Origin of the sequence: Candidatus Nitrosarchaeum limnium BG20, assembly GCF_000241145.1 — an archaeon.
Taxonomy (GTDB): Archaea; Thermoproteota; Nitrososphaeria; order Nitrososphaerales; family Nitrosopumilaceae; genus Nitrosarchaeum; species Nitrosarchaeum limnae.
Genome location: NZ_AHJG01000193.1, coordinates 34633 through 52448, shown reverse-complemented (window position 1 = coordinate 52448; position 17816 = coordinate 34633). Strand labels below are relative to the sequence as shown.

25 protein-coding genes are annotated in these 17816 nt (G+C 26.9%); 17 read left to right on the top strand and 8 right to left on the bottom strand.

The features are described 5' to 3' along the window. A partial coding sequence (locus BG20_RS13310) for a glutamine amidotransferase-related protein (protein WP_420805935.1) occupies positions 1-493 on the top strand: 493 nt, incomplete at its 5' end. Then, positions 465-1223 carry a glutamine-hydrolyzing GMP synthase gene (guaA, locus tag BG20_RS13305; protein ID WP_238527542.1) on the top strand — a complete coding sequence of 253 codons (759 nt, stop codon included), beginning with the start codon at positions 465-467 and terminating at the stop codon, positions 1221-1223. The genes BG20_RS13310 and guaA, both read left to right, overlap by 29 nt. Before the next feature lie 604 nt (positions 1224-1827). On the opposite strand, the gene BG20_RS13845 is transcribed toward guaA, so the two are convergent. Then, complete coding sequence (locus tag BG20_RS13845) at positions 1828-2373, bottom strand: acyltransferase (RefSeq protein WP_269464901.1); 546 nt, start codon at positions 2371-2373, stop codon at positions 1828-1830. Between the two features lie 93 nt (positions 2374-2466). On the opposite strand from BG20_RS13845, the gene BG20_RS06875 reads away from it, so the two are divergent. From BG20_RS06875 to BG20_RS06860, 4 genes are read left to right on the top strand one after another with little or no spacing between them, the layout of a single operon-like run. Beyond that, entirely contained in the window at positions 2467-4221 is a 1755-nt protein-coding gene (locus BG20_RS06875; protein WP_010192683.1) for an HAD-IIIC family phosphatase, read from the top strand. After that, entirely contained in the window at positions 4221-4460 is a 240-nt protein-coding gene (locus BG20_RS06870) for a hypothetical protein (RefSeq protein ID WP_010192676.1), read from the top strand. The genes BG20_RS06875 and BG20_RS06870 overlap by 1 nt, the downstream gene beginning before the upstream one ends. Then, positions 4453-4878: a MaoC family dehydratase gene (locus BG20_RS06865; protein WP_010192674.1), complete on the top strand. Its 426-nt coding sequence runs from the start codon at positions 4453-4455 to the stop codon at positions 4876-4878. The genes BG20_RS06870 and BG20_RS06865 overlap by 8 nt, the downstream gene beginning before the upstream one ends. Positions 4879-4882: 4 nt before the next feature. Next, on the top strand, positions 4883-5239 hold the full coding sequence (locus tag BG20_RS06860; RefSeq protein ID WP_010192672.1) for a holo-ACP synthase: 357 nt from the start codon (positions 4883-4885) through the stop codon (positions 5237-5239). Between the two features lie 42 nt (positions 5240-5281). Here BG20_RS06860 and BG20_RS06855 read toward each other — a convergent pair whose 3' ends face one another. Both BG20_RS06855 and BG20_RS13655 read right to left on the bottom strand, forming a co-directional pair. Continuing rightward, positions 5282-5968: an N-acetylneuraminate synthase family protein gene (locus BG20_RS06855; RefSeq protein WP_052304771.1), complete on the bottom strand. Its 687-nt coding sequence runs from the start codon at positions 5966-5968 to the stop codon at positions 5282-5284. Beyond that, complete coding sequence (locus BG20_RS13655) at positions 5949-6320, bottom strand: N-acetylneuraminate synthase family protein (RefSeq protein WP_052304770.1); 372 nt, start codon at positions 6318-6320, stop codon at positions 5949-5951. The genes BG20_RS06855 and BG20_RS13655 overlap by 20 nt, the downstream gene beginning before the upstream one ends. Before the next feature lie 80 nt (positions 6321-6400). Here BG20_RS13655 and BG20_RS13775 point away from each other — a divergent pair, with 80 nt between their 5' ends. The 3 genes from BG20_RS13775 to BG20_RS06845 are packed head-to-tail and all read left to right on the top strand — an operon-like array spanning position 6401 to position 7781. Next, entirely contained in the window at positions 6401-6532 is a 132-nt protein-coding gene (locus tag BG20_RS13775; RefSeq protein WP_010192670.1) for a hypothetical protein, read from the top strand. Between the two features lie 20 nt (positions 6533-6552). After that, complete coding sequence (locus tag BG20_RS06850; protein ID WP_081477544.1) at positions 6553-7239, top strand: TIM barrel protein; 687 nt, start codon at positions 6553-6555, stop codon at positions 7237-7239. Further along, positions 7236-7781 carry a GNAT family N-acetyltransferase gene (locus tag BG20_RS06845; protein WP_010192665.1) on the top strand — a complete coding sequence of 182 codons (546 nt, stop codon included), beginning with the start codon at positions 7236-7238 and terminating at the stop codon, positions 7779-7781. The genes BG20_RS06850 and BG20_RS06845 overlap by 4 nt, the downstream gene beginning before the upstream one ends. Here BG20_RS06845 and BG20_RS06840 read toward each other — a convergent pair. Then, complete coding sequence (locus BG20_RS06840; protein WP_256359092.1) at positions 7765-8829, bottom strand: DegT/DnrJ/EryC1/StrS family aminotransferase; 1065 nt, start codon at positions 8827-8829, stop codon at positions 7765-7767. The two genes, BG20_RS06845 and BG20_RS06840, sit on opposite strands and share 17 nt — an antisense overlap. 152 nt (positions 8830-8981) lie before the next feature. On the opposite strand from BG20_RS06840, the gene BG20_RS13290 reads away from it, so the two are divergent. Continuing rightward, entirely contained in the window at positions 8982-9473 is a 492-nt protein-coding gene (locus tag BG20_RS13290) for a cytidylyltransferase domain-containing protein (RefSeq protein WP_338032799.1), read from the top strand. Further along, a complete protein-coding gene (locus tag BG20_RS13285; RefSeq protein ID WP_010192656.1) occupies positions 9470-9706 on the top strand; it encodes a hypothetical protein in 237 nt (78 codons plus the stop codon). The genes BG20_RS13290 and BG20_RS13285 overlap by 4 nt, the downstream gene beginning before the upstream one ends. Before the next feature lie 3 nt (positions 9707-9709). On the opposite strand, the gene BG20_RS12865 is transcribed toward BG20_RS13285, so the two are convergent. Both BG20_RS12865 and BG20_RS12860 read right to left on the bottom strand, forming a co-directional pair. Beyond that, positions 9710-10066, bottom strand: a complete 357-nt coding sequence (locus tag BG20_RS12865) for an NAD-dependent epimerase/dehydratase family protein (RefSeq protein ID WP_202945523.1) — start codon at positions 10064-10066, stop codon at positions 9710-9712. Next, positions 10053-10646, bottom strand: a complete 594-nt coding sequence (locus tag BG20_RS12860; protein WP_010192649.1) for an NAD-dependent epimerase/dehydratase — start codon at positions 10644-10646, stop codon at positions 10053-10055. The genes BG20_RS12865 and BG20_RS12860 overlap by 14 nt, the downstream gene beginning before the upstream one ends. A 77-nt stretch (positions 10647-10723) precedes the next feature. Between BG20_RS12860 and BG20_RS06825 the strand changes: the two genes are divergently transcribed. From BG20_RS06825 to BG20_RS06810, 4 genes are all read left to right on the top strand, one after another. Next, complete coding sequence (locus BG20_RS06825; RefSeq protein WP_010192647.1) at positions 10724-11458, top strand: cytidylyltransferase domain-containing protein; 735 nt, start codon at positions 10724-10726, stop codon at positions 11456-11458. Continuing rightward, positions 11459-12511, top strand: a complete 1053-nt coding sequence (locus BG20_RS06820; RefSeq protein ID WP_010192644.1) for a GHMP family kinase ATP-binding protein — start codon at positions 11459-11461, stop codon at positions 12509-12511. It begins immediately after the preceding gene. Positions 12512-12547: 36 nt separating this feature from the next. Next, positions 12548-13048, top strand: a complete 501-nt coding sequence (gene gmhB, locus BG20_RS06815) for a D-glycero-beta-D-manno-heptose 1,7-bisphosphate 7-phosphatase (RefSeq protein WP_010192641.1) — start codon at positions 12548-12550, stop codon at positions 13046-13048. 74 nt (positions 13049-13122) lie between these two features. Then, the gene (locus tag BG20_RS06810) at positions 13123-13881 is read left to right on the top strand and encodes a class I SAM-dependent methyltransferase (RefSeq protein WP_157999284.1); all 759 of its coding nucleotides are present in this window, start codon (positions 13123-13125) and stop codon (positions 13879-13881) included. Positions 13882-13886: 5 nt separating this feature from the next. On the opposite strand, the gene BG20_RS11650 is transcribed toward BG20_RS06810, so the two are convergent. Beyond that, positions 13887-15068, bottom strand: a complete 1182-nt coding sequence (locus BG20_RS11650; RefSeq protein WP_010192636.1) for a radical SAM/SPASM domain-containing protein — start codon at positions 15066-15068, stop codon at positions 13887-13889. A gap of 143 nt (positions 15069-15211) precedes the next feature. On the opposite strand from BG20_RS11650, the gene BG20_RS06800 reads away from it, so the two are divergent. Both BG20_RS06800 and BG20_RS06795 read left to right on the top strand, forming a co-directional pair. Then, positions 15212-15808: a hypothetical protein gene (locus BG20_RS06800; RefSeq protein ID WP_010192635.1), complete on the top strand. Its 597-nt coding sequence runs from the start codon at positions 15212-15214 to the stop codon at positions 15806-15808. Beyond that, complete coding sequence (locus BG20_RS06795) at positions 15805-17094, top strand: hypothetical protein (protein WP_010192633.1); 1290 nt, start codon at positions 15805-15807, stop codon at positions 17092-17094. The genes BG20_RS06800 and BG20_RS06795 overlap by 4 nt, the downstream gene beginning before the upstream one ends. Here BG20_RS06795 and BG20_RS06790 read toward each other — a convergent pair. After that, complete coding sequence (locus BG20_RS06790; RefSeq protein ID WP_010192630.1) at positions 17087-17638, bottom strand: class I SAM-dependent methyltransferase; 552 nt, start codon at positions 17636-17638, stop codon at positions 17087-17089. The two genes, BG20_RS06795 and BG20_RS06790, sit on opposite strands and share 8 nt — an antisense overlap. Positions 17639-17816 lie beyond the last annotated feature (178 nt).

Below are 17816 nucleotides of genomic sequence, written 5' to 3'. Positions count from 1 at the left end.
CGGTTCATCATTACTAACAATTGACAATAATGAGAATCTTTTGAGTGGAATTGGAAAATCAGTTAGAGCATGGATGAGTCATGGTGATGAGGCAGAACAAATTCCACCTGGATTCAAAGTGATAGGACATACGGAGAGTGCAAAAGCAGCAGCAATTGCTTCATATGAAAAGTCAATTTATGGAATCCAGTTTCATCCTGAAGTAGTTCACACAGAACAAGGAACTGAAATTCTCAAAAACTTTGTCCTAAAAGTTTGTGGTGCAAAACAAGACTGGACCATGGAGGGATTTATCGACAGTGCTGTTGAAAAGATCTCAAAAATTCAAGGAAACGTATTGTGTGGTGTGAGTGGAGGCATAGACTCTACAGTTGCTGCTTTATTGATTCATAAAGCAATTGGAGATAGACAAAAATGTGTTTTTGTAAATAACGGTCTTTTACGATTAAATGAGGAAAAAGAAATTGAGGAGATGTTCAAAAAACAACTTTAATGTAAATTTCACATCAGTTGATGCTGTACAAGTATTTTTGTCCAAACTAAAAGGAGTGGAAGATCCTGAGAGAAAAAGAATGATAGTGGGTGAAGAGTTTATTCATGTTTTTACTAAATTTGCAAAAGAAAATGGTCCCTTCAAATGGCTTGCACAAGGAACACTATACCCAGATGTGATAGAGAGTGGAGTTTCAAAAGGTCCAGCTGCTGTAATAAAGTCACATCACAATGTAGGTGGACTCCCAGATTGGCTTGATTTACAAATATTGGAGCCATTACGGGAGTTATACAAAGATGAAGTAAGAAAAATTGCCAAAATTTTAGGTGTTCCAGAAAAACTTTACATGCGCCATCCATTTCCAGGCCCTGGACTTGCTGTAAGAATTATTGGTGAGATAACTCCAACAAAGTTGCAAATAGCAAAAGTTGCAAGCAAAATTGTGGAAGATGAGCTGATTGTATATGGACTTTATGGTAAAGTATGGCAGGCATATGCTGCAGTAGGAGATGATAAGGCAGTAGGAGTGGTAGGTGATGAAAGAAAGTACGGAAATATTGTGATGATCAGAGTGGTTGATTCCATTGATGCGATGACTGCTGATTGGACCAGACTACCTCACGAATTACTAGAGAAGATAAGCAATAGAATTACAAATGAGGTAGAAGATGTAACGTGGGTAACATACGCAATTTCAAGCAAACCCCCAGCAACTATTGAACCGCAATAAAAAGGGAATCCCCTGTTGTGAGTAAAAATATGACGCTATTCAGAGATAATTTATCTAATATAATATTACATTCATAAGGATTGGAAAAATTGATGAATTAAAAAACGAAGATTCAAGATTTTAAAGAAAATTAATAGTGATTCATATGATAATAAATTTACTTCAATGTCTGATTTACAAAAATCTCTTAAATTAAAACATGATGAGATTATATCTGAAACTAGACATTTTGAAGATCTTGATTGTTTAGATAAAACAATTAGAGATGAAGGAAACTGAAGACATAGAAATACTAATTTCAGATTATGTTATGCTCTTCAACTCATACAAAAAATTGGATTATACAACTAGTATATTTTGATTCAGAACATCCAGAAAAACCACATGGGGTAAACCATGTTACAGTATCATAGATATTGGCAAAAAATCATACATCCTAGAATTTACTACAAAAGATGAAAATACCACGAATATTTGGAATGGTGAAACTATCTTTGGAGGGTGAAAAGGTGTATAAATATTTAAAATCTATTTTGATAAAAAGGATATTTGATATAAAGAAATTTAATTTATCATTACGTTAAATGTAATAATAAATTAAATGTTAATGTTCCGTTTTTTTTACCACTCTTGCAGGGTTTCCAACTACAACACAATAATCTGGAACATCTTCAGATACTACACTGCCTGCACCTACTAATGCATTTTCACCAATTGTTACTCCAGCTGTTATAATACACCCTGGAAACAAAACTGCCCCAGATTTTATATGAACAGATTTTACATGTCTTGGGTAAATTTTTTTTAAAAAGAGATTTGCAGTAGGATTTACATGTGCAAAAATCATTGTGTTACTGCCAATTGTTACATTATTATCAATTTTCACTAGTTGAGGGTAAACCAAATCGATAAGAACATAGGGGGATAAATGACAGTTTTTTCCTATTTTGACTCCTCTAGATCGTTGCATTTTAATTGAGAAATTAGAATCTGGTGATGAATATGCAAGAAAATGGAGTATCCAGGTTCTCAAAAACTTGAGGCGTAATCTTAATTTCCCAAATCTTCCATGTAGATGATAATATTCTAAAATCTCTGATTCGTTTGTAGTAAAAGCATCTAATTCGTCTTTCATGAGTATATAATACATCAAAAAGAACTCTTTGTCTAAAACCTTTCTGAAAATTCCTACGAGTCACAATAATTAATTAATACAGAATGAGAAAACATAATACAGCAAATTATGACAACAGAGCAAAAACTATCATATTATATCAATAAATCGAGGGAGCTTTTGGGTAAACCATTAGGAGTAAAAATACGCGTTGGAATCCTTTGTAGTTTTACAATAAACGGTCTTGATGAAACCATACGAGTAAAAGCTGCAGAAAAAAATATTGACTGTACTACATACGTTGGTGGATATAATCAATATAATCAAGAAATTCTAAACAATGAAAGTGCTTTATACAAATTTTCTCCAGACATTACATTTTTAATTATAGATACAAGAAATATTTTAGGAGATTTGTATCATTTTCCATATTCAGTTTCCTCATCAGAAAGAAAAAAATTTGTAGGAAAAAAACTGAAAGAAATACAAGAATTAGCTAATACCTATACTAGTAGAACAAAATCAAAATTAGTTATTGCAAATTTTAATCTTCCAACGTATTCCCCACATGGAATATTTGAGACAAAAACTGAATACGGGTTTCATCAAATGATTAAGGAAATTAATCGTGGATTGATTGACTTATTTGTAAATTCTGATTTTATTTTTGTTTATGATTTTGATAGATTCGTATCACAATTTGGTGAAGATAACGTTTTTGATTATAAACAGTTTTTCTTTGGAGATATGAAAATATCTCTTGAACGAATACCGTATTTGGCAAACGATTTAATGGGGTATATTATTGGCCATCTAGGATTATCAAAAAAATGTATTGTGTTGGATTTAGATAATACGTTATGGGGAGGAATAGTTGGTGAAGATGGATTTAATGGAATTAGATTAGGACCAGAACCTTCCGGAAATACGTATTTTGAATTTCAGAAAATTTTGCTTTCACTTAATCAACGTGGAATTATTCTTGCAATAAACAGTAAGAACAATTATGATGATGCATTAAAAGTAATTAAAGAACATCCGTACATGGTTCTAAGAGAAGAACAATTTGCATCTATGAGAATTAATTGGAATGACAAAGTGTCCAATATGAAAGAGATCATAAATGAACTGAATATAGGTGCAGATAGTGTGGTATTTTTTGACGATGATCCAGTAAATCAAGAATATATGAAACTAAACATGCCAGAAGTTTTGACAGTTAATCTACCGAAGGATTCATCTCAATATGCACAGATTATTAAAAAAATGAATGAGTTTAGTGTTTTGAATATAACAGATGAAGATGTAAAACGAGGAAAAATGTATTTTGAACAACGTCAAAGAAATAATTTTGAGAATTCTATACCAGATTTGAAAAGCTTTCTAAAAAATTTAGAACTAAAAATATTGATTAAAAAAGCTAACGAGTTTACAATTCCAAGAATATCACAACTCACATTAAAGACAAATCAATTTAATCTTACAACAAAGCGTTATCAAGAATCTGAGATTATAAAATTTTCTAATGATGAAAAATATCTCGTTGGATGTGTGCAGGTTGAAGATAAATTTGGTGATAATGGAATTACAGGTGTCTTTATTATATACAAAAATAATCCTAAAGAATGGTTTATTGACACATTTCTTTTAAGTTGTAGGATTATGGGTAGAGAAATAGAAAAAGGAATGCTAGGACATATTATCAATATTGCAAAAGAAAATGGAGTTGAACAAATAACAGCACAATTCATTGCATCAAAAAAAAATAAACCGATTGAAGACTTTTTACAGAATAATGGTTTTCATAAGGATGGCAATAATTGGATTTATTTATTAAAAGAACAATTTACAATTCCAGAATATCTCACAGTTAGTGTTGAATAATGTCCGAACGACTATACAGTGTAATAGCAAAAGTAATGAACATACCAATTTCTTCTATTTATGATGAATCTGGTCCTGAATCAATTGAAAATTGGACGTCCTTTAATGGATATGTTTTACTGTATGAGCTTGAGTCTGAATTTAAAGTTAAATTCACAATTGATGAAGCTATGGATGTGAAAAAAATATCAGATATCAAAAGGCATCTCAGAAATCATGGGATAGTTTTAGATGACTGAATACACATTTGATGAGATCGTAGTTGATATGAAAACAAAATTTACCATAAAAATTGAAGAGTCTATAGTAAATGAATTCGCAAAAATTACAGGAGATTATAATTCACTACATATGGATGAAGAATATGCAGCCAAAACTAAATTTGGTAAAAGAATATGTCATGGAATGTTATTATCTTCATTTTTTTCTAGATTGGTAGGTATGTACATTCCAGGAAAAAATGCCCTGTATTTTTCACAGACACTTAATTTCCAAGCACCTTGTTTCATAGGTGATATAATTACAATTGAAGGAAAAGTCATTGAAAAAAGTCAGTCAACTAAAATAATAACAATCAAAACTACAGCACACAATCAAACAGGCAAATGTTTAGTTGATGGAATTGCTAAAGTTATAGTAAGAGAAAGTATCAAATAAAATAATGATTGAAAAAATTGGAATTGGAATAGACATTACTGACATTGAGCAATTTAAAAAAATATCTTACTTGAAAAAACCAAATTTTTATAAAAAAATATTTCTTCCATCAGAAATAAAATATTGTTTAAAATATAAGAATTCATATGAACATTTTGCGGGTAAATTTGCTATAAAAGAGGCCGTTAAAAAAGCAATTAACAAACATGTATCAATGTTAGACATAGAAACATCTCATTCAAATTCAAAACCTATTGTAAATCTAAAAGGAAAATTGAAAAATAAGTATAAATTTCTTGTCTCAATATCACATGAAAAAAAAATTGCAATAAGCATAATAATTTCAGAAGAGTTAGAATAATTATTATTTTGAATAGTTTACTCCTTAATGGTCAGAAAAAAATTATTCAATCATACTCCATTTTAATTGGGTTTCAAATTTAATTTCTTTTTTCAGTTTTTTTCCTAAAATTTTACATATATTTTGTTCAAGAGGAAGAATACCATAAATATTTCCTCTTTTTGCATTAAGTAGATTAGAGGTAATTGTAGAGCCTTTTTTTGCAGGCTTGATAGTTAAAATTTTTCTCATTGTAAGATTTTGTTTTTCAGAATTTGTAATAAATTTATTTTTACTTCCTAAAATTATTTCCATAGATCTAACATTTTTAATCCAATTTTTAAGTTCGATGGGATCTAATGATGAAGATTGATCAGGACCGCTTAATTTTTTATTTAATGTGAAATGTTTTTCTAAAACACATGCACCCATAGCAACAGCACCTAAACTAGCAAGATAGTCAGGAGTGTGATCAGATAAACCAACAGGTAGATCATAACGTTTAATGTATTCAGGAATTACTCTTAAATTAACATCTTCGTAAGGAGTAGGATAATCTGAAGTGGTTTGTAACAAAATAAGTTTATTTCTCATTTTTAATTTTGTCAACAATGCAACAGCATTATCAACATGTTCAGATGTTGATAGTCCTGTTGATAATATTATTGGTTTTTGTTGTTTTGCAACATATGTTAAAAATAAATGATTAGTAGTATCAGATGCTGAAATTTTAAAAGCTGATATTCCCATATCGACTAAAAAAATTCACACTCTCTTCATCATATGGGGTTGAAAGAAATAATATTTTCTTTTTTTTACAATAGTTAATTAATTTTTTTTGAAAATCAAATGAGCTTTCAGATTTTTTCAATTGTTCATAATAGCTCCAAGGTAATTTGTTTTGATAACGAGGTTTTTTTGATTCTTTCAATTGCATGTTATCGGTAATAAATGATTGAAATTTGATTGCGTCAGATTTACATTTGGCAGCTAAATCAATCATCTTATATGCTAATGAAAGATTATTGTTATGATTTACACCTGCTTCTGCAATTATAAATACAGGATTTAATGGTCCAATTTTCTTTGAACCGATTTTCATATATCAATTGATTTAAACCCATATTATAATTATTACAACAGTAGCAAATAATTTAATTTATAGAGATAGAGTAAAAAATTATGATTTATACCTCAACAAGTTGTTTAAAAAATCCTCAGAACATAATTAAAGTATTAGATGAATATGAAAAAGGAGGAATTCAAAATGTTGAGCTAGGTTCGGTTCATAGTTATTTTCAAACAAAAAATTAAAAAAATACAACTTTAATTATATCGTACATGGTTATTTCCCTCCACCAAAAAGTCCTTTTAATTTCAATTTAGCATCACAGAATAAAATCATTAGAGATAAAAGTATCAAATTGGGAGAAAAGGCAATAGATGTATGCTGTGAAATTGAAAGTCCAATATTTACATTTCATGCTGGATTTACAGTAGATCCAATAGAACTAGGTAAAAGATTTCCTAGAACTGGAGTAGTTGAAAGAAAAATTGCTATTGATACATTTATTGATTCATCTTATAAAATATTAGATTATGCAAGATCCTTTGGAATAAAAATTGCAATGGAATTAAATGTGGTTCAAAAATTTAATTTAGATCATGGAAAAAATAAACTACTACTATTTGCAGAGTATGATGAAACAATGATATTTTTAAAAAATTTCAAAAAAAATGAAATTGGGATACTCCTAGATTTGGGACATACTTCTGTAACGTCTCATTGGTTAAATTTTGATAAAGATGAATTTACAGAAAAAATAAAAAAATTTGTGTCTGTAATACATATAAGTAACAATAATGGATTACAAGATCAACATAAACAATTAACAACAGATTGTTGGCAAGTATCCAAATTAAAGAGATTTAAAAATAAACCAATTACTTTAGAAACAATGAATTTAACTATAGACGAAATCAAAAATAATATCAATATTGCAAATAAAGCTATAAAATGAATAAATTAAAAATATCTTCAAAATGTGAGAAAAAAGATTTTAAAAATATGTTACTTGGATTAAGTCAAAAAACATTGAATGATTTTACATATTTTGGTAAAATTTCGAAAAAAAATGTTGAAAAAATAATTTTCTCAGAATTAAAAGATAATAAAAAAATTAGATTTTTTATTTTTTTAGAAAATGAATTAATTGGATATAGTTTTTTATCAAAATTTATACGAAAATCAAAAAAACATGTTTGTACTTACGGAATTGTTATTGGAGATAAATGGCAAGGTAAAGGGTTTGGTTACCAAATTTGTAAACATATGATAGAGACTGCATGGAAGAAAAAATTTGAAAAAATATGGTTAACCACATATTATGATAATAAAGCTGCATTAAAAGTGTATAAAAAATTAGGATTTATTGTGGAAGGAATTTTTATTAATGAAGAAAAAATTCATGGTAAACCTAGACATGTTATAAGTATGGGATTATTTAAAAATAATAAAAATATTAGAAAAACTCATCAGAAAATTTTTAAGATTTTAAATTAATATTGTTGCAGCATTCTATAACATAATCAGCTTCTTCATCAGTCATACCATTGAATATCGGTAACATTAATGCAGTATCAGAAATAATTCTTGTATTCTCATGAATATTTTTATTTAATTCAGAATTAGCTGGTTGACTATGTAAAGGCGGCCAAGGTAATTTTGCATCAACTCCATTTTCATGTAAAATTTTAAAATTCTTATCTCTAATTGTTTTATTTGGATACACTGTAAAAAACATCATATTACTGTGTTTTATTGAATAAGTTGGATTTTGTTGAAATCCTACATTTTTAATTTTATCTTTATATTTTTTTGAGATAGCGTTTCTTTGTAAAATATATATTTCAATTTTTTTAAGTTGCTCTATTCCAATGCTTGATTGTAAATCAGTTATTCTGAAATTTGAACCTATTATATTATGAATATAGTTTTTTGTATCAATTCTTCCATGATCTCTTAATTGTTTTATTCTTTTGGAAATATTTTCATCATTAGAGGATACACATCCTCCTTCAATTGTGGTGATTTGTTTTGCAATGTGAAAACTAAATGTAGTAGTATGATTAAATGAACCTACTTTCTTATTTTTATATTCAGAACCAAGTGCTTGTGCAGCATCTTCAATCAATGTAAATTTATATTTTTTTGCAAGATCTTCAAAAGCATCAATATCGATAGGTAATCCTGCAATATCTACCACAATAACAAATTTAATGTCATTACTTTTTACAATTTCTTCTACTTGTTCTGGTGAAATATTAAAAGTGGTGGGATCTACATCTGCGGTCATTACTTTTGCACCTAGAAATTTTGGTGCGGACAACGTTGCAAAAAATGTAAAATCTGGAACTAGTACTCTATCACCAGATTTGAAATTATTAGCTAATAGTGCACAAAGAATAGCAGATGTTCCATTATTTACTACTGAGACATTTGAATTTAAATAAGTTGATAAGTCATCTTCAAATTTCTTGGTTAATGGTCCCTGACTGTACCAATCACTTTCCATTACACGAAGAATGGCATTTTTTTCATTATCTGAGATATCAGGTTTACTCCAAGGAATTTGAAATTTTTTAGGCAGAATATCACATAAAATTATTTCCTATAATAAGGATTCAATTTAGTATTTATACAAAATCCATGTGTTAATTTTATGATTGGTTGTATAGTTCAGGCAAGAATGAATTCCACTAGATTATATGGAAAAGTTTTAAAAAAATAGATATAGAAAATACTGTTTTAGATTATGTTGTTAATCAGATAAGTAATTGTAGAAAATTAGAAAAAATTGTAATAGCAACAACAGAACTATTTGAAGACAATGTAATAGAAGAATTTTGTAAAAAAAAAGAGATTTCCTGCTTCAGGGGAAGTGAAAATGATGTTTTGGATAGACATTATCAATGTGCAAAAAAATATTCTTTTGATCCTATTGTTAGAGTTACATCTGATAATCCATTAGTAGATCCAGAGATAATTGATTTAGCTGTTGAAAAATATGAAAAGGGTGGTTTTGATATGGTTACTACATGCAATAAACGTAGTTTTCCTTATGGTATATCAGTTGAAGTTTTTTCTTTTGATGCACTAAAAAAATCTTGGAATAACGCGGTTTTATATTCTGAAAGAGAACATGTAATTCTATATATTCAAAATAAAAAAATAATTTTAAAATATATAATTTGATTAATCCTGTTGATTTAACTCATATTAATTGTACAGTTGATAATGAAAATGATTACAAATTAGTGAAAAATGTAGTCTCTGAAATTAAAGAACGACCAATTTTAATGAGACATATAGTGGAATTATTCAATAGAAAACCAGAATTAATCAATATTAACAAAAATTCAGATCCATATGAAGGTCATAAAAAATCTATTAAACAAGATTCAGTTATTAAAAATAATTTAAAATGATCATTAGTAATTGCCATAAGTTTGTGTATGTAAAATAGAATAACATTTGATCAATTCCTTTATTCCAAAATCTATGGAATATTTTGGTTTAAATCCTGTACTTTCGATCTTTTCATTTGAAACTATATAATCTCTTTTATCTGGATCTTTACCCAAATTCGATTCAATGAAAACGAAATCAGAAATATGTTCTTTTATTTTTTCACATAATTCTAACTTTGATAGATTTGCATCAGAGAGTCCAACATTATAAGATTCATTTTTCATTTCTTCAAAATTTTCAATTCCATGTAGAAAAACTCTTGCTACATCCTGAATATGGATGTAATTTCTTTGAAAATGTCCTTCAAAAAATTCCAATAAATTTTTCATTTAATGCTTTGTAAACAAAATCATTTACTAAAAGATCAATTCTCATTCTTGGCGAAACACCAAATACAGTAGCTAATCTAAAACTTATAGAATTATAATCATTCAGTATTGCTTTTTCAGCATTAACTTTTGTTTGACCATAAAATGAAATTGGTTGTAAAGGAGTTTTTTCAGTACAAAATTTTCCTTTTTGACCAATTCCATATCCACTATTTGTACAAGGATAAAGAATTTTTTGTTCCTTTTTACGAAGTTTTAAAAGAAGTTTAGTGGATTGAAAATTAGTAGATAATGCTTCATCTTTATTTATATTACAAATTGGTGCTCCAACTAAGGCAGCGAGATGAATGATAAAATCCTGGTCATGAATAGATTTTGCCAGAGTGTGTTCATCTCTAACATCTCCTCGAATAACACTAAAGTTTTCATCATAACAACAATTCAATAAACTGTTTTGATTATATCTAAAATTATCTAGTACAGTAACCGAATATCCATTATTTAATAGATATTTAGATAAAACTGAACCTATATAGCCCCCGCCACCTGTAATCAGAATTTTTTTCAAGATAATAGGAATAGGAAGATTACATTTGTTTTAATGTTTAGGTTTAATTAATATTTGAAAAGCATCATAGAATATTATTGATTGGTTGTATAGTTCAGGCAAGAATGAATTCCACTAGATTGTATGGAAAAGTTTTAAAAAAAATAGATAAAAATCCAGTGTTATATTACGTATTAAAACAAATTAATGAGTCAAAATTAATTAAGAAAGTTGTTGTTGCAACAAGTGAATTAGAAATAGATGATGCAATTGAAAAATATGCTAAAAAAATGAATGTTGAAGTTTTTAGAGGAAGTCCAACAGATGTTTTGGATAGACATTATCAATGTGCAAAAAAATATTCTTTTGATCCTATTGTTAGAGTTACAGCTGATAACCCATTAAATGATCCTCAGATAATTGATAAAGCAATTGAAAAAATGAAAAGTGGGAAATTTGATTGTATTACAACTTCATTATTACAGACATTTCCTAAGGGCATACATGTAGATGTTATTTCAATGGACATATTAAGAAAAGCATGGAAGAATTCTTCGATTCCATATGAAAGAGAATATGTAACACCATATATTTTTAATAATAGTAAAAAATTTAAAATTTACAATCTTGTTAATCCAGTGAACCTATCACACATTAATTTTACAATTGATAAAAATAGTGATTTAAAATTTGTTCGCAATATTGCTTTAAAAATTCAAAAACGACCTATATTATTAAAAGACATATTGAAATTAATAGATAAAGAACCAGAATTATTAGAAATTAACAAAAACCATTCTTTTAAAAGGTCATATTTGAAAATAAGAAAATAGATGTTAATTAAAAATGAGAAAATCCACTGTAGAGTACCATTAAGAATTAGCTTTGCAGGTGGAGGTACAGATCTTCCATTTTATTATGAAAAATATGGGGGAGCTGTGATTGGTTCAACTATTGATAAATTTGCATATTCAACATTAACCCCACATAAATTTGATAAAAATAAAATTTTAGTTAGATCAACAGATTATGATATTGAAACAGTTTTAAAAATTAAAGCAAAGTTTTTTGATTTGGAATATGATGGGAAATTAGATCTTGCTAAAGCTGTTCTCAATGTAATGAAACCAAAAAAACTAGGATTTGAGATGGTAACAGCTAGTGATTCTGCACCAGGTAGTGGATTAGGTTCTTCCACATCTATAGTAACATCAATTGTAGGAGCATTGAAATCATACATGAGATTATCATTAACATCATATGAAATAGCTGAATTAGCACATAAAATAGAAAGAGTAAATCTATCAATAAAAGGGGGTATTCAAGATCAATATGCATGTACATTTGGAGGATTTTATTTTATAGAATTTAATAAAAACAAGATTATCGTTAACCCTTTAAAAATTCGAAGTGATATAATTCATGAATTAGAAAGTTGTTTGGTATTAGCAGATACAAATATTTCACGTGATTCATCTGAAATTCATTCAATACAGGCAAAATCAATAAATGATAAGACCATAGAATCTTTACACGATATGAAAAAACATGCATATAATATGAAAACACAATTACTGAAAGGAGATGTTGAAGATTTTGCTAATGAATTACATGAATCATGGTTAACAAAAAAGAAGATTTCAGATATTATTTCAACAAAAAAAATAGAAAAAATTTATAGTAATGCTAGAAAACACGGAGCGATAAGTGGAAAAGTTTTAGGGGCAGGAGGTGGAGGTCATATGCTGTTTTATGTCAATTTAGAAAAAAGAAGGGAATTAGAAAAAAATTTAATACGTTCTGGATGTCAAATAATTCCTTTTTGTTTTGAAAATCATGGACTACAAACTTGGAAAGTAAGTGAAAAAGGAGTTAAACCAGGTTAGCCTTTTAAAATAGATAAAAAAATTATTTATCATAGAATGGAAAAAAAACCAGTATTATTTTTAGATAGAGATGGAGTAATTAATAAAAAGAAAAGTGATTATGTAAAAGATATACATGAATTTGAATTTCTTCCAGATATTTTTAATGCAATTAGAAAAATAAATGAGTTGGGAATAATCATAATAATCATAACTAATCAATCTGTAATAAATCGTCAAATTATTTCTGAAAAGAAATTAAATCAAATTCATGATTATATGTTAGCAATTCTTGCAAAAAATTCATGCAAGATATCAAAAATTTACTATTGTCCACATCATCCAGATGAAAATTGTGATTGCAGAAAACCAAAAACAGGTATGATTAAACAAGCTGTAAAAGATTTTAAAATTGATTTATCTAATGCTTTGTTAATTGGAGATTCTGATTCAGATATACAAGCAGCTAATAGTATGAAAATTAAATCGATAAAAATTAAGACTAATGGAAAATTGAATGAATTGATAAAAGATATAGAACATATATTTTTTAAATAAGTTGATACAACATGAAAAATCAGTGCCCATTATGTAGATCTAAAAAAATAAATTTTAAACTTGTAGACTACAAAATGAATCAATATTGGGAATGTGATGATTGTGAATTTTTATTTCAAAATCCAATTACAGAATATTCATACAATGAAGATTATTGGACAAATGCAATTGATCCTGATGGTAAAGAAAAAGACCAAACAATTATGAGAGAATTTAAAATTAAAAATTGGTATGGAGAAATATCTAAATTTATTAAAGAACAAAAACCAGGGACAATATTTGATGTAGGGTGTGGATTAGGATATTTACTTTCAGATATTCCAAACAGTTGGGAAAAACATGGATGTGATGAATCTGAATTTGCAATATTGTTTATTAAAAATAAATTTAAAGAGATCATTATAAATGAATTAGATTTAAAAAATCCGCCACCAGAAAATTTAAGAAATTTTGACATTGTTGTATGTTATCATGTGATAGAACACATTGAACAACCTGATATTTTTTTCAAACATCTTTCAATGATGGTTAAAAAAAATGGAGTTTTAATAGTAGGGACACCAAATGTTGGATCATTTGTGGCAAGGAGATTTAAAGGGAATTTTAGATTGTTAGGAATTGGTCATCTTAGTTTATTTAACAATAATAATTTGAAAAAATTATTTGAAAAAAATGATTTTAAAATCATTAAAGAAGAATTTCCTTTTTTTAAAACTGATTATTTTAATATTAAAAATTTATTAAAAATATTTAATACAAAAAAAATATCACCTCCATTTTATGGAAATATAATGACATTTTATGGAAGAAAAATGGTTAAAGACACAAAGTAAAAAGATTATTTTTTAAAATTATCTTTTACTTTAACAAATGATTTAGAAGTAATACTAAACGTATCTCCTACCCTAAATAAATTAGGATTATGGGTGTCATTTTTACACATATTACAAATTGTAAATTTAGTCATCTCTTTATTATTAGAAAATTCAGATCTTGCTGAAACATAATATTCATTATTCCATATTTTTTCTAAGCCCTCTTCAAAAATATTCCCAAAATCTGAATCAGAATCATCAACTATACAACATGGAGCAATATCGCCACTCCAATTAACAACAAAACCACTCCATGGCCAATGACATGGTTCAACCGTTCTAGATTTATCATAAGACGCATACCTATACTCAGGGTTATTAGGAAGCCAAGATTTTGCAGTATTGGGGTTAATTTGAATATTATTTAATTCAATTTCATCAACATCTAATTCTTTTGATAATTTTTTAAAATCATCTATCTGATGTTCATTATGTTTCATGACAAGCATTTTAGATGCAATTATTGGAAATTTCAAATTATTTTCTTTTTTAAATTTTACTGCAGTACGTATATTTTTTAAAACGGTTTCAAGTTTTCCACCAATACGATATTTTTCAAAAATTTCTTGTGTTGTTCCATCTACATCTATAACTAATTTACCTAGACCAGATTTTAAAAGATTTTCAAGATATTCATTTGAGTAATCAATTGAAAAATTAGTAGAAAGGTTAACAAAAATTTTATTGTCTGAAGCATATTTTATCATATCAGGTAAAAGTTTCACAAGTGTCGATTCTCCCCAATTTTGTAAATAAAGTTCTAATGCAACATCTTTAATTTGATCAATTAAAATTTTAAATTTTTCTAATGTTAATGTTCCTTTAGATCTTGTTTCTGCATTAATTCCAGTAGAGCATAATGGACAATGAAGATTACAAATGTTAGTTGGTTCAATTACATAATGGTATGGTTTAGATTTTAATCGAATTTTTCTTTCTTCTTCTTCTTTTCGTGCAAGAAGAAAATTTTCATATTTTTTTTTAGATAAAAATTCTTGTGGAATTTCATTAAATATGAAACCCCATTTTTCATTAATAGCCCCCCATAACTCATTTTCTTTTTTAGTTACAACAGAAATAGAATCAGACAACGAAATAATTTTAGTTCCCTGTAGAATAGACGATTTTTCTGAAATCTCAACCATAATGAATCATTTTTTAATACAACCTAATATCTTTAATCGTTTTATGAATCTAAGTTTGCTTCTAAAGTAATAAAAGGAATAAATTTACTTATCTATAAAAAAATCTACCACAGTATATTAATAATGATTAAAAAATTATCAATATGTTAAAAAAATCAATATTTTTGTTAACTGAAAATGATTTCAATTCGGAAAATCTACAATTAATTCATGATACTAAGAATGCCATTATTATCCCTCTCACGTTTAAAACCATTAAATTTCTTAAAGAAAATAAAATAGAATTTGAATTATTTGATGATCTGATAAGTCCAAAAGATTATGAAGATATAGACAATACAATCTACAACATTGGAAGAAATTGGTGGAATCATGATAATCTAAAACAAATTTTTGATTATAAAGGATTGAACATTGCTTTGATGATAGAATCAGAACTAATTGTTTCATTATTAAAATTTGGGCATAGAATTTGGATAGTAGAAAAAATAATTTGTAAGATTAAACCAGATGTGATTTACTATTCAAATTCTAAAAATAGTATTTCTAGAATTCCAGAATTATTTGTAAATGATTATAAATTTCAAATCAAGCATATTATTTCAAATATAGATGAAAAAAATTTTAGAAATGAAAATTATACGATTGGTTTCGATTTTATGGGGAAAAATTTGGATATTGTATTTTCTAGAAACAAATTTTTCAAAATAAAAAATACTATAATATTTTATGGAATATGATCTATAAAATAACAACTAAACAAAAAACACAAAAAAAAGGAAAGAAAATATTACTTCTAGATTTTAATTTAGTTACAAACAAATCAACATTAGAGAGTTTATCAGATTCAGAGTTTAATTTGTTAATTTCTAATACTAGAAGACCAGTCATATGGAATAGAGAGTCTCTTAAAATTGCTAAAAAATTAAATTTTAAAGAAATTAAACTTGAATACAATACAAAAGATAATCATATAAAATTAAATGAAATTATGAAAAAATTTATTGAGTTTATTAGATCCAATGATTTTCTTGTAAATATTTTCACTATAAATAACAAATCGTTTTGGAGTATTTTTGAATCTGATTTCATAGTATTTTGTGAAAAGAGATTTTCAGAAATTCTTTTTTTTATAGATTCATTAGAGGAATTATCAAATAAAGAAGACATTAAATTATTGATTACATTAGATGATTCTCAACAAATAGGTAGAACAGCAACTATGTTTTATAATAAAATAGGAATTCCAACTATTTTATCATTAAATACAGATATCAATATCTTTTATGATCAAAAAAGAAATTGGGAAGTGTTCACTTTGTATAAAATTTATGCAGATAAATTTGCAATTTATGGGAATCTTTCTAAACAAATATGTTTAGACCATAAAGTTGATTCAAATAAATTAGTTATTACAGGAAACCCGAGGTATGATGAACTTTTTAATAGAAAAGTGAGGACAACCGACAATTATATTTTAATCACTTTAAGTGGAATAGCTAGTACTGCATGGTCGACATTTTTTTCATCATTATTAATTTTAAAGTATGAAAATATGTTTAAAGAAGTTTTAAACTCACTTTCAAAATATAAAAAAAATGTTGTTATTAAATTACATCCCACTCAAGATTCTGTGATAGATGTCAAAGGTATAGTTAATGAAATTTTACCTCATGCACAAATTTATAAAAATGCTAATACATATGACTTGATATCAAATGCGGAGTTAGTCATTAGTCCATCATCTTCAGTAATTACTGAAGCATTAATTTTAGATAAACCAGTATTTTTGTTTAAATTTTTGGCTAATGATTCAGGAATACCATACGAAAAATATAATGCTGTACTAGCTACAGAATCGATAAATGAGATTGGTTCAAAAATTGAACATATATTATTTGATAAAAACATAAGACGAGATTTGGAAGTTGGTAGGAAAAGATTTTTAGAGCACGTTTTAGAATATCAAGGAAACTCTTCAGAAGAGATAATTAAATTAGTAAAAAGTTTGACTAATTCTATATAGAAGTAATTTTTTGAAAATGAGCTATAGGATTTTCAGTGAATTGTACTTTATGTTCTCGTACATATTCATCTGTGGCTTTGATAATACCCCAATCATATTTTGGTCGATTTAAAAAATTTGAATAATCATGAAGAAATACTATCCCATCTTTTTCAAGATGGTTATCAATATACTCTAAAGCAAATTTAGCACTTTTGTAAAGGTCACAATCTATGAAAACAAATGAAAAAACCTTATCATTCAATTTTTCATAGAGAGTTTCTTCAAATAAACCATCGACAACAATAATTTTATCATCAACATTAAATTGTTTAAATTTACTTTCTACAAATTCTTTACTTGTATCATTTAATCTTCCTTTTGCTTTTTTCTTTTCATCAGTATTTCCAAATTCATCAGAATATGGAAGTCCTTTGAACCAATCTACGGCATAAATTTTTCGTGGATCATTGATATTTTGTAGATATTTAGCAAATAAAATGGTACTACCACCTTTATGTGTACCTAATTCTAACACATCTCCTTTCAAATTTTTTAGATTCATCTAGTTTCTTAAGCATGAATTCGATTTCATAAGGAGCTAAACCTGTAACTAATTGCCTAGAATATTTCATTCTAAAATTTACAATGTCAGTAATTTCTCTAGAATAGTTTTTTAAGTATTTTGAAAATTTTCTTTTTATATAAAATTCATCTAGATGAAAAAAATGCATAAAAACGAA

Bases quoted from the DNA above. Each gene is read 5' to 3' on its own strand.
- gmhB (WP_010192641.1), top strand. From the start codon at position 12,548: ATGGAAAAAAAACCAGTATTATTTTTAGATAGAGATGGAGTAATTAAT.
- BG20_RS13775 (WP_010192670.1), top strand. From the start codon at position 6,401: ATGATTTATACCTCAACAAGTTGTTTAAAAAATCCTCAGAACATAATT.
- BG20_RS06860 (WP_010192672.1), top strand. From the start codon at position 4,883: ATGATTGAAAAAATTGGAATTGGAATAGACATTACTGACATTGAGCAA.
- BG20_RS06875 (WP_010192683.1), top strand. From the start codon at position 2,467: ATGACAACAGAGCAAAAACTATCATATTATATCAATAAATCGAGGGAG.
- BG20_RS06790 (WP_010192630.1), bottom strand. From the start codon at position 17,638: ATGAATCTAAAAAATTTGAAAGGAGATGTGTTAGAATTAGGTACACAT.
- BG20_RS13845 (WP_269464901.1), bottom strand. From the start codon at position 2,373: ATGTATTATATACTCATGAAAGACGAATTAGATGCTTTTACTACAAAC.
- BG20_RS13655 (WP_052304770.1), bottom strand. From the start codon at position 6,320: ATGAAAATCGGTTCAAAGAAAATTGGACCATTAAATCCTGTATTTATA.
- BG20_RS11650 (WP_010192636.1), bottom strand. From the start codon at position 15,068: ATGGTTGAGATTTCAGAAAAATCGTCTATTCTACAGGGAACTAAAATT.
- BG20_RS06810 (WP_157999284.1), top strand. From the start codon at position 13,123: ATGAATCAATATTGGGAATGTGATGATTGTGAATTTTTATTTCAAAAT.
- BG20_RS06865 (WP_010192674.1), top strand. From the start codon at position 4,453: ATGACTGAATACACATTTGATGAGATCGTAGTTGATATGAAAACAAAA.
- BG20_RS06855 (WP_052304771.1), bottom strand. From the start codon at position 5,968: ATGGGAATATCAGCTTTTAAAATTTCAGCATCTGATACTACTAATCAT.
- BG20_RS06870 (WP_010192676.1), top strand. From the start codon at position 4,221: ATGTCCGAACGACTATACAGTGTAATAGCAAAAGTAATGAACATACCA.
- BG20_RS06820 (WP_010192644.1), top strand. From the start codon at position 11,459: ATGTTAATTAAAAATGAGAAAATCCACTGTAGAGTACCATTAAGAATT.
- BG20_RS06795 (WP_010192633.1), top strand. From the start codon at position 15,805: ATGATCTATAAAATAACAACTAAACAAAAAACACAAAAAAAAGGAAAG.
- BG20_RS06800 (WP_010192635.1), top strand. From the start codon at position 15,212: ATGTTAAAAAAATCAATATTTTTGTTAACTGAAAATGATTTCAATTCG.
- BG20_RS06845 (WP_010192665.1), top strand. From the start codon at position 7,236: ATGAATAAATTAAAAATATCTTCAAAATGTGAGAAAAAAGATTTTAAA.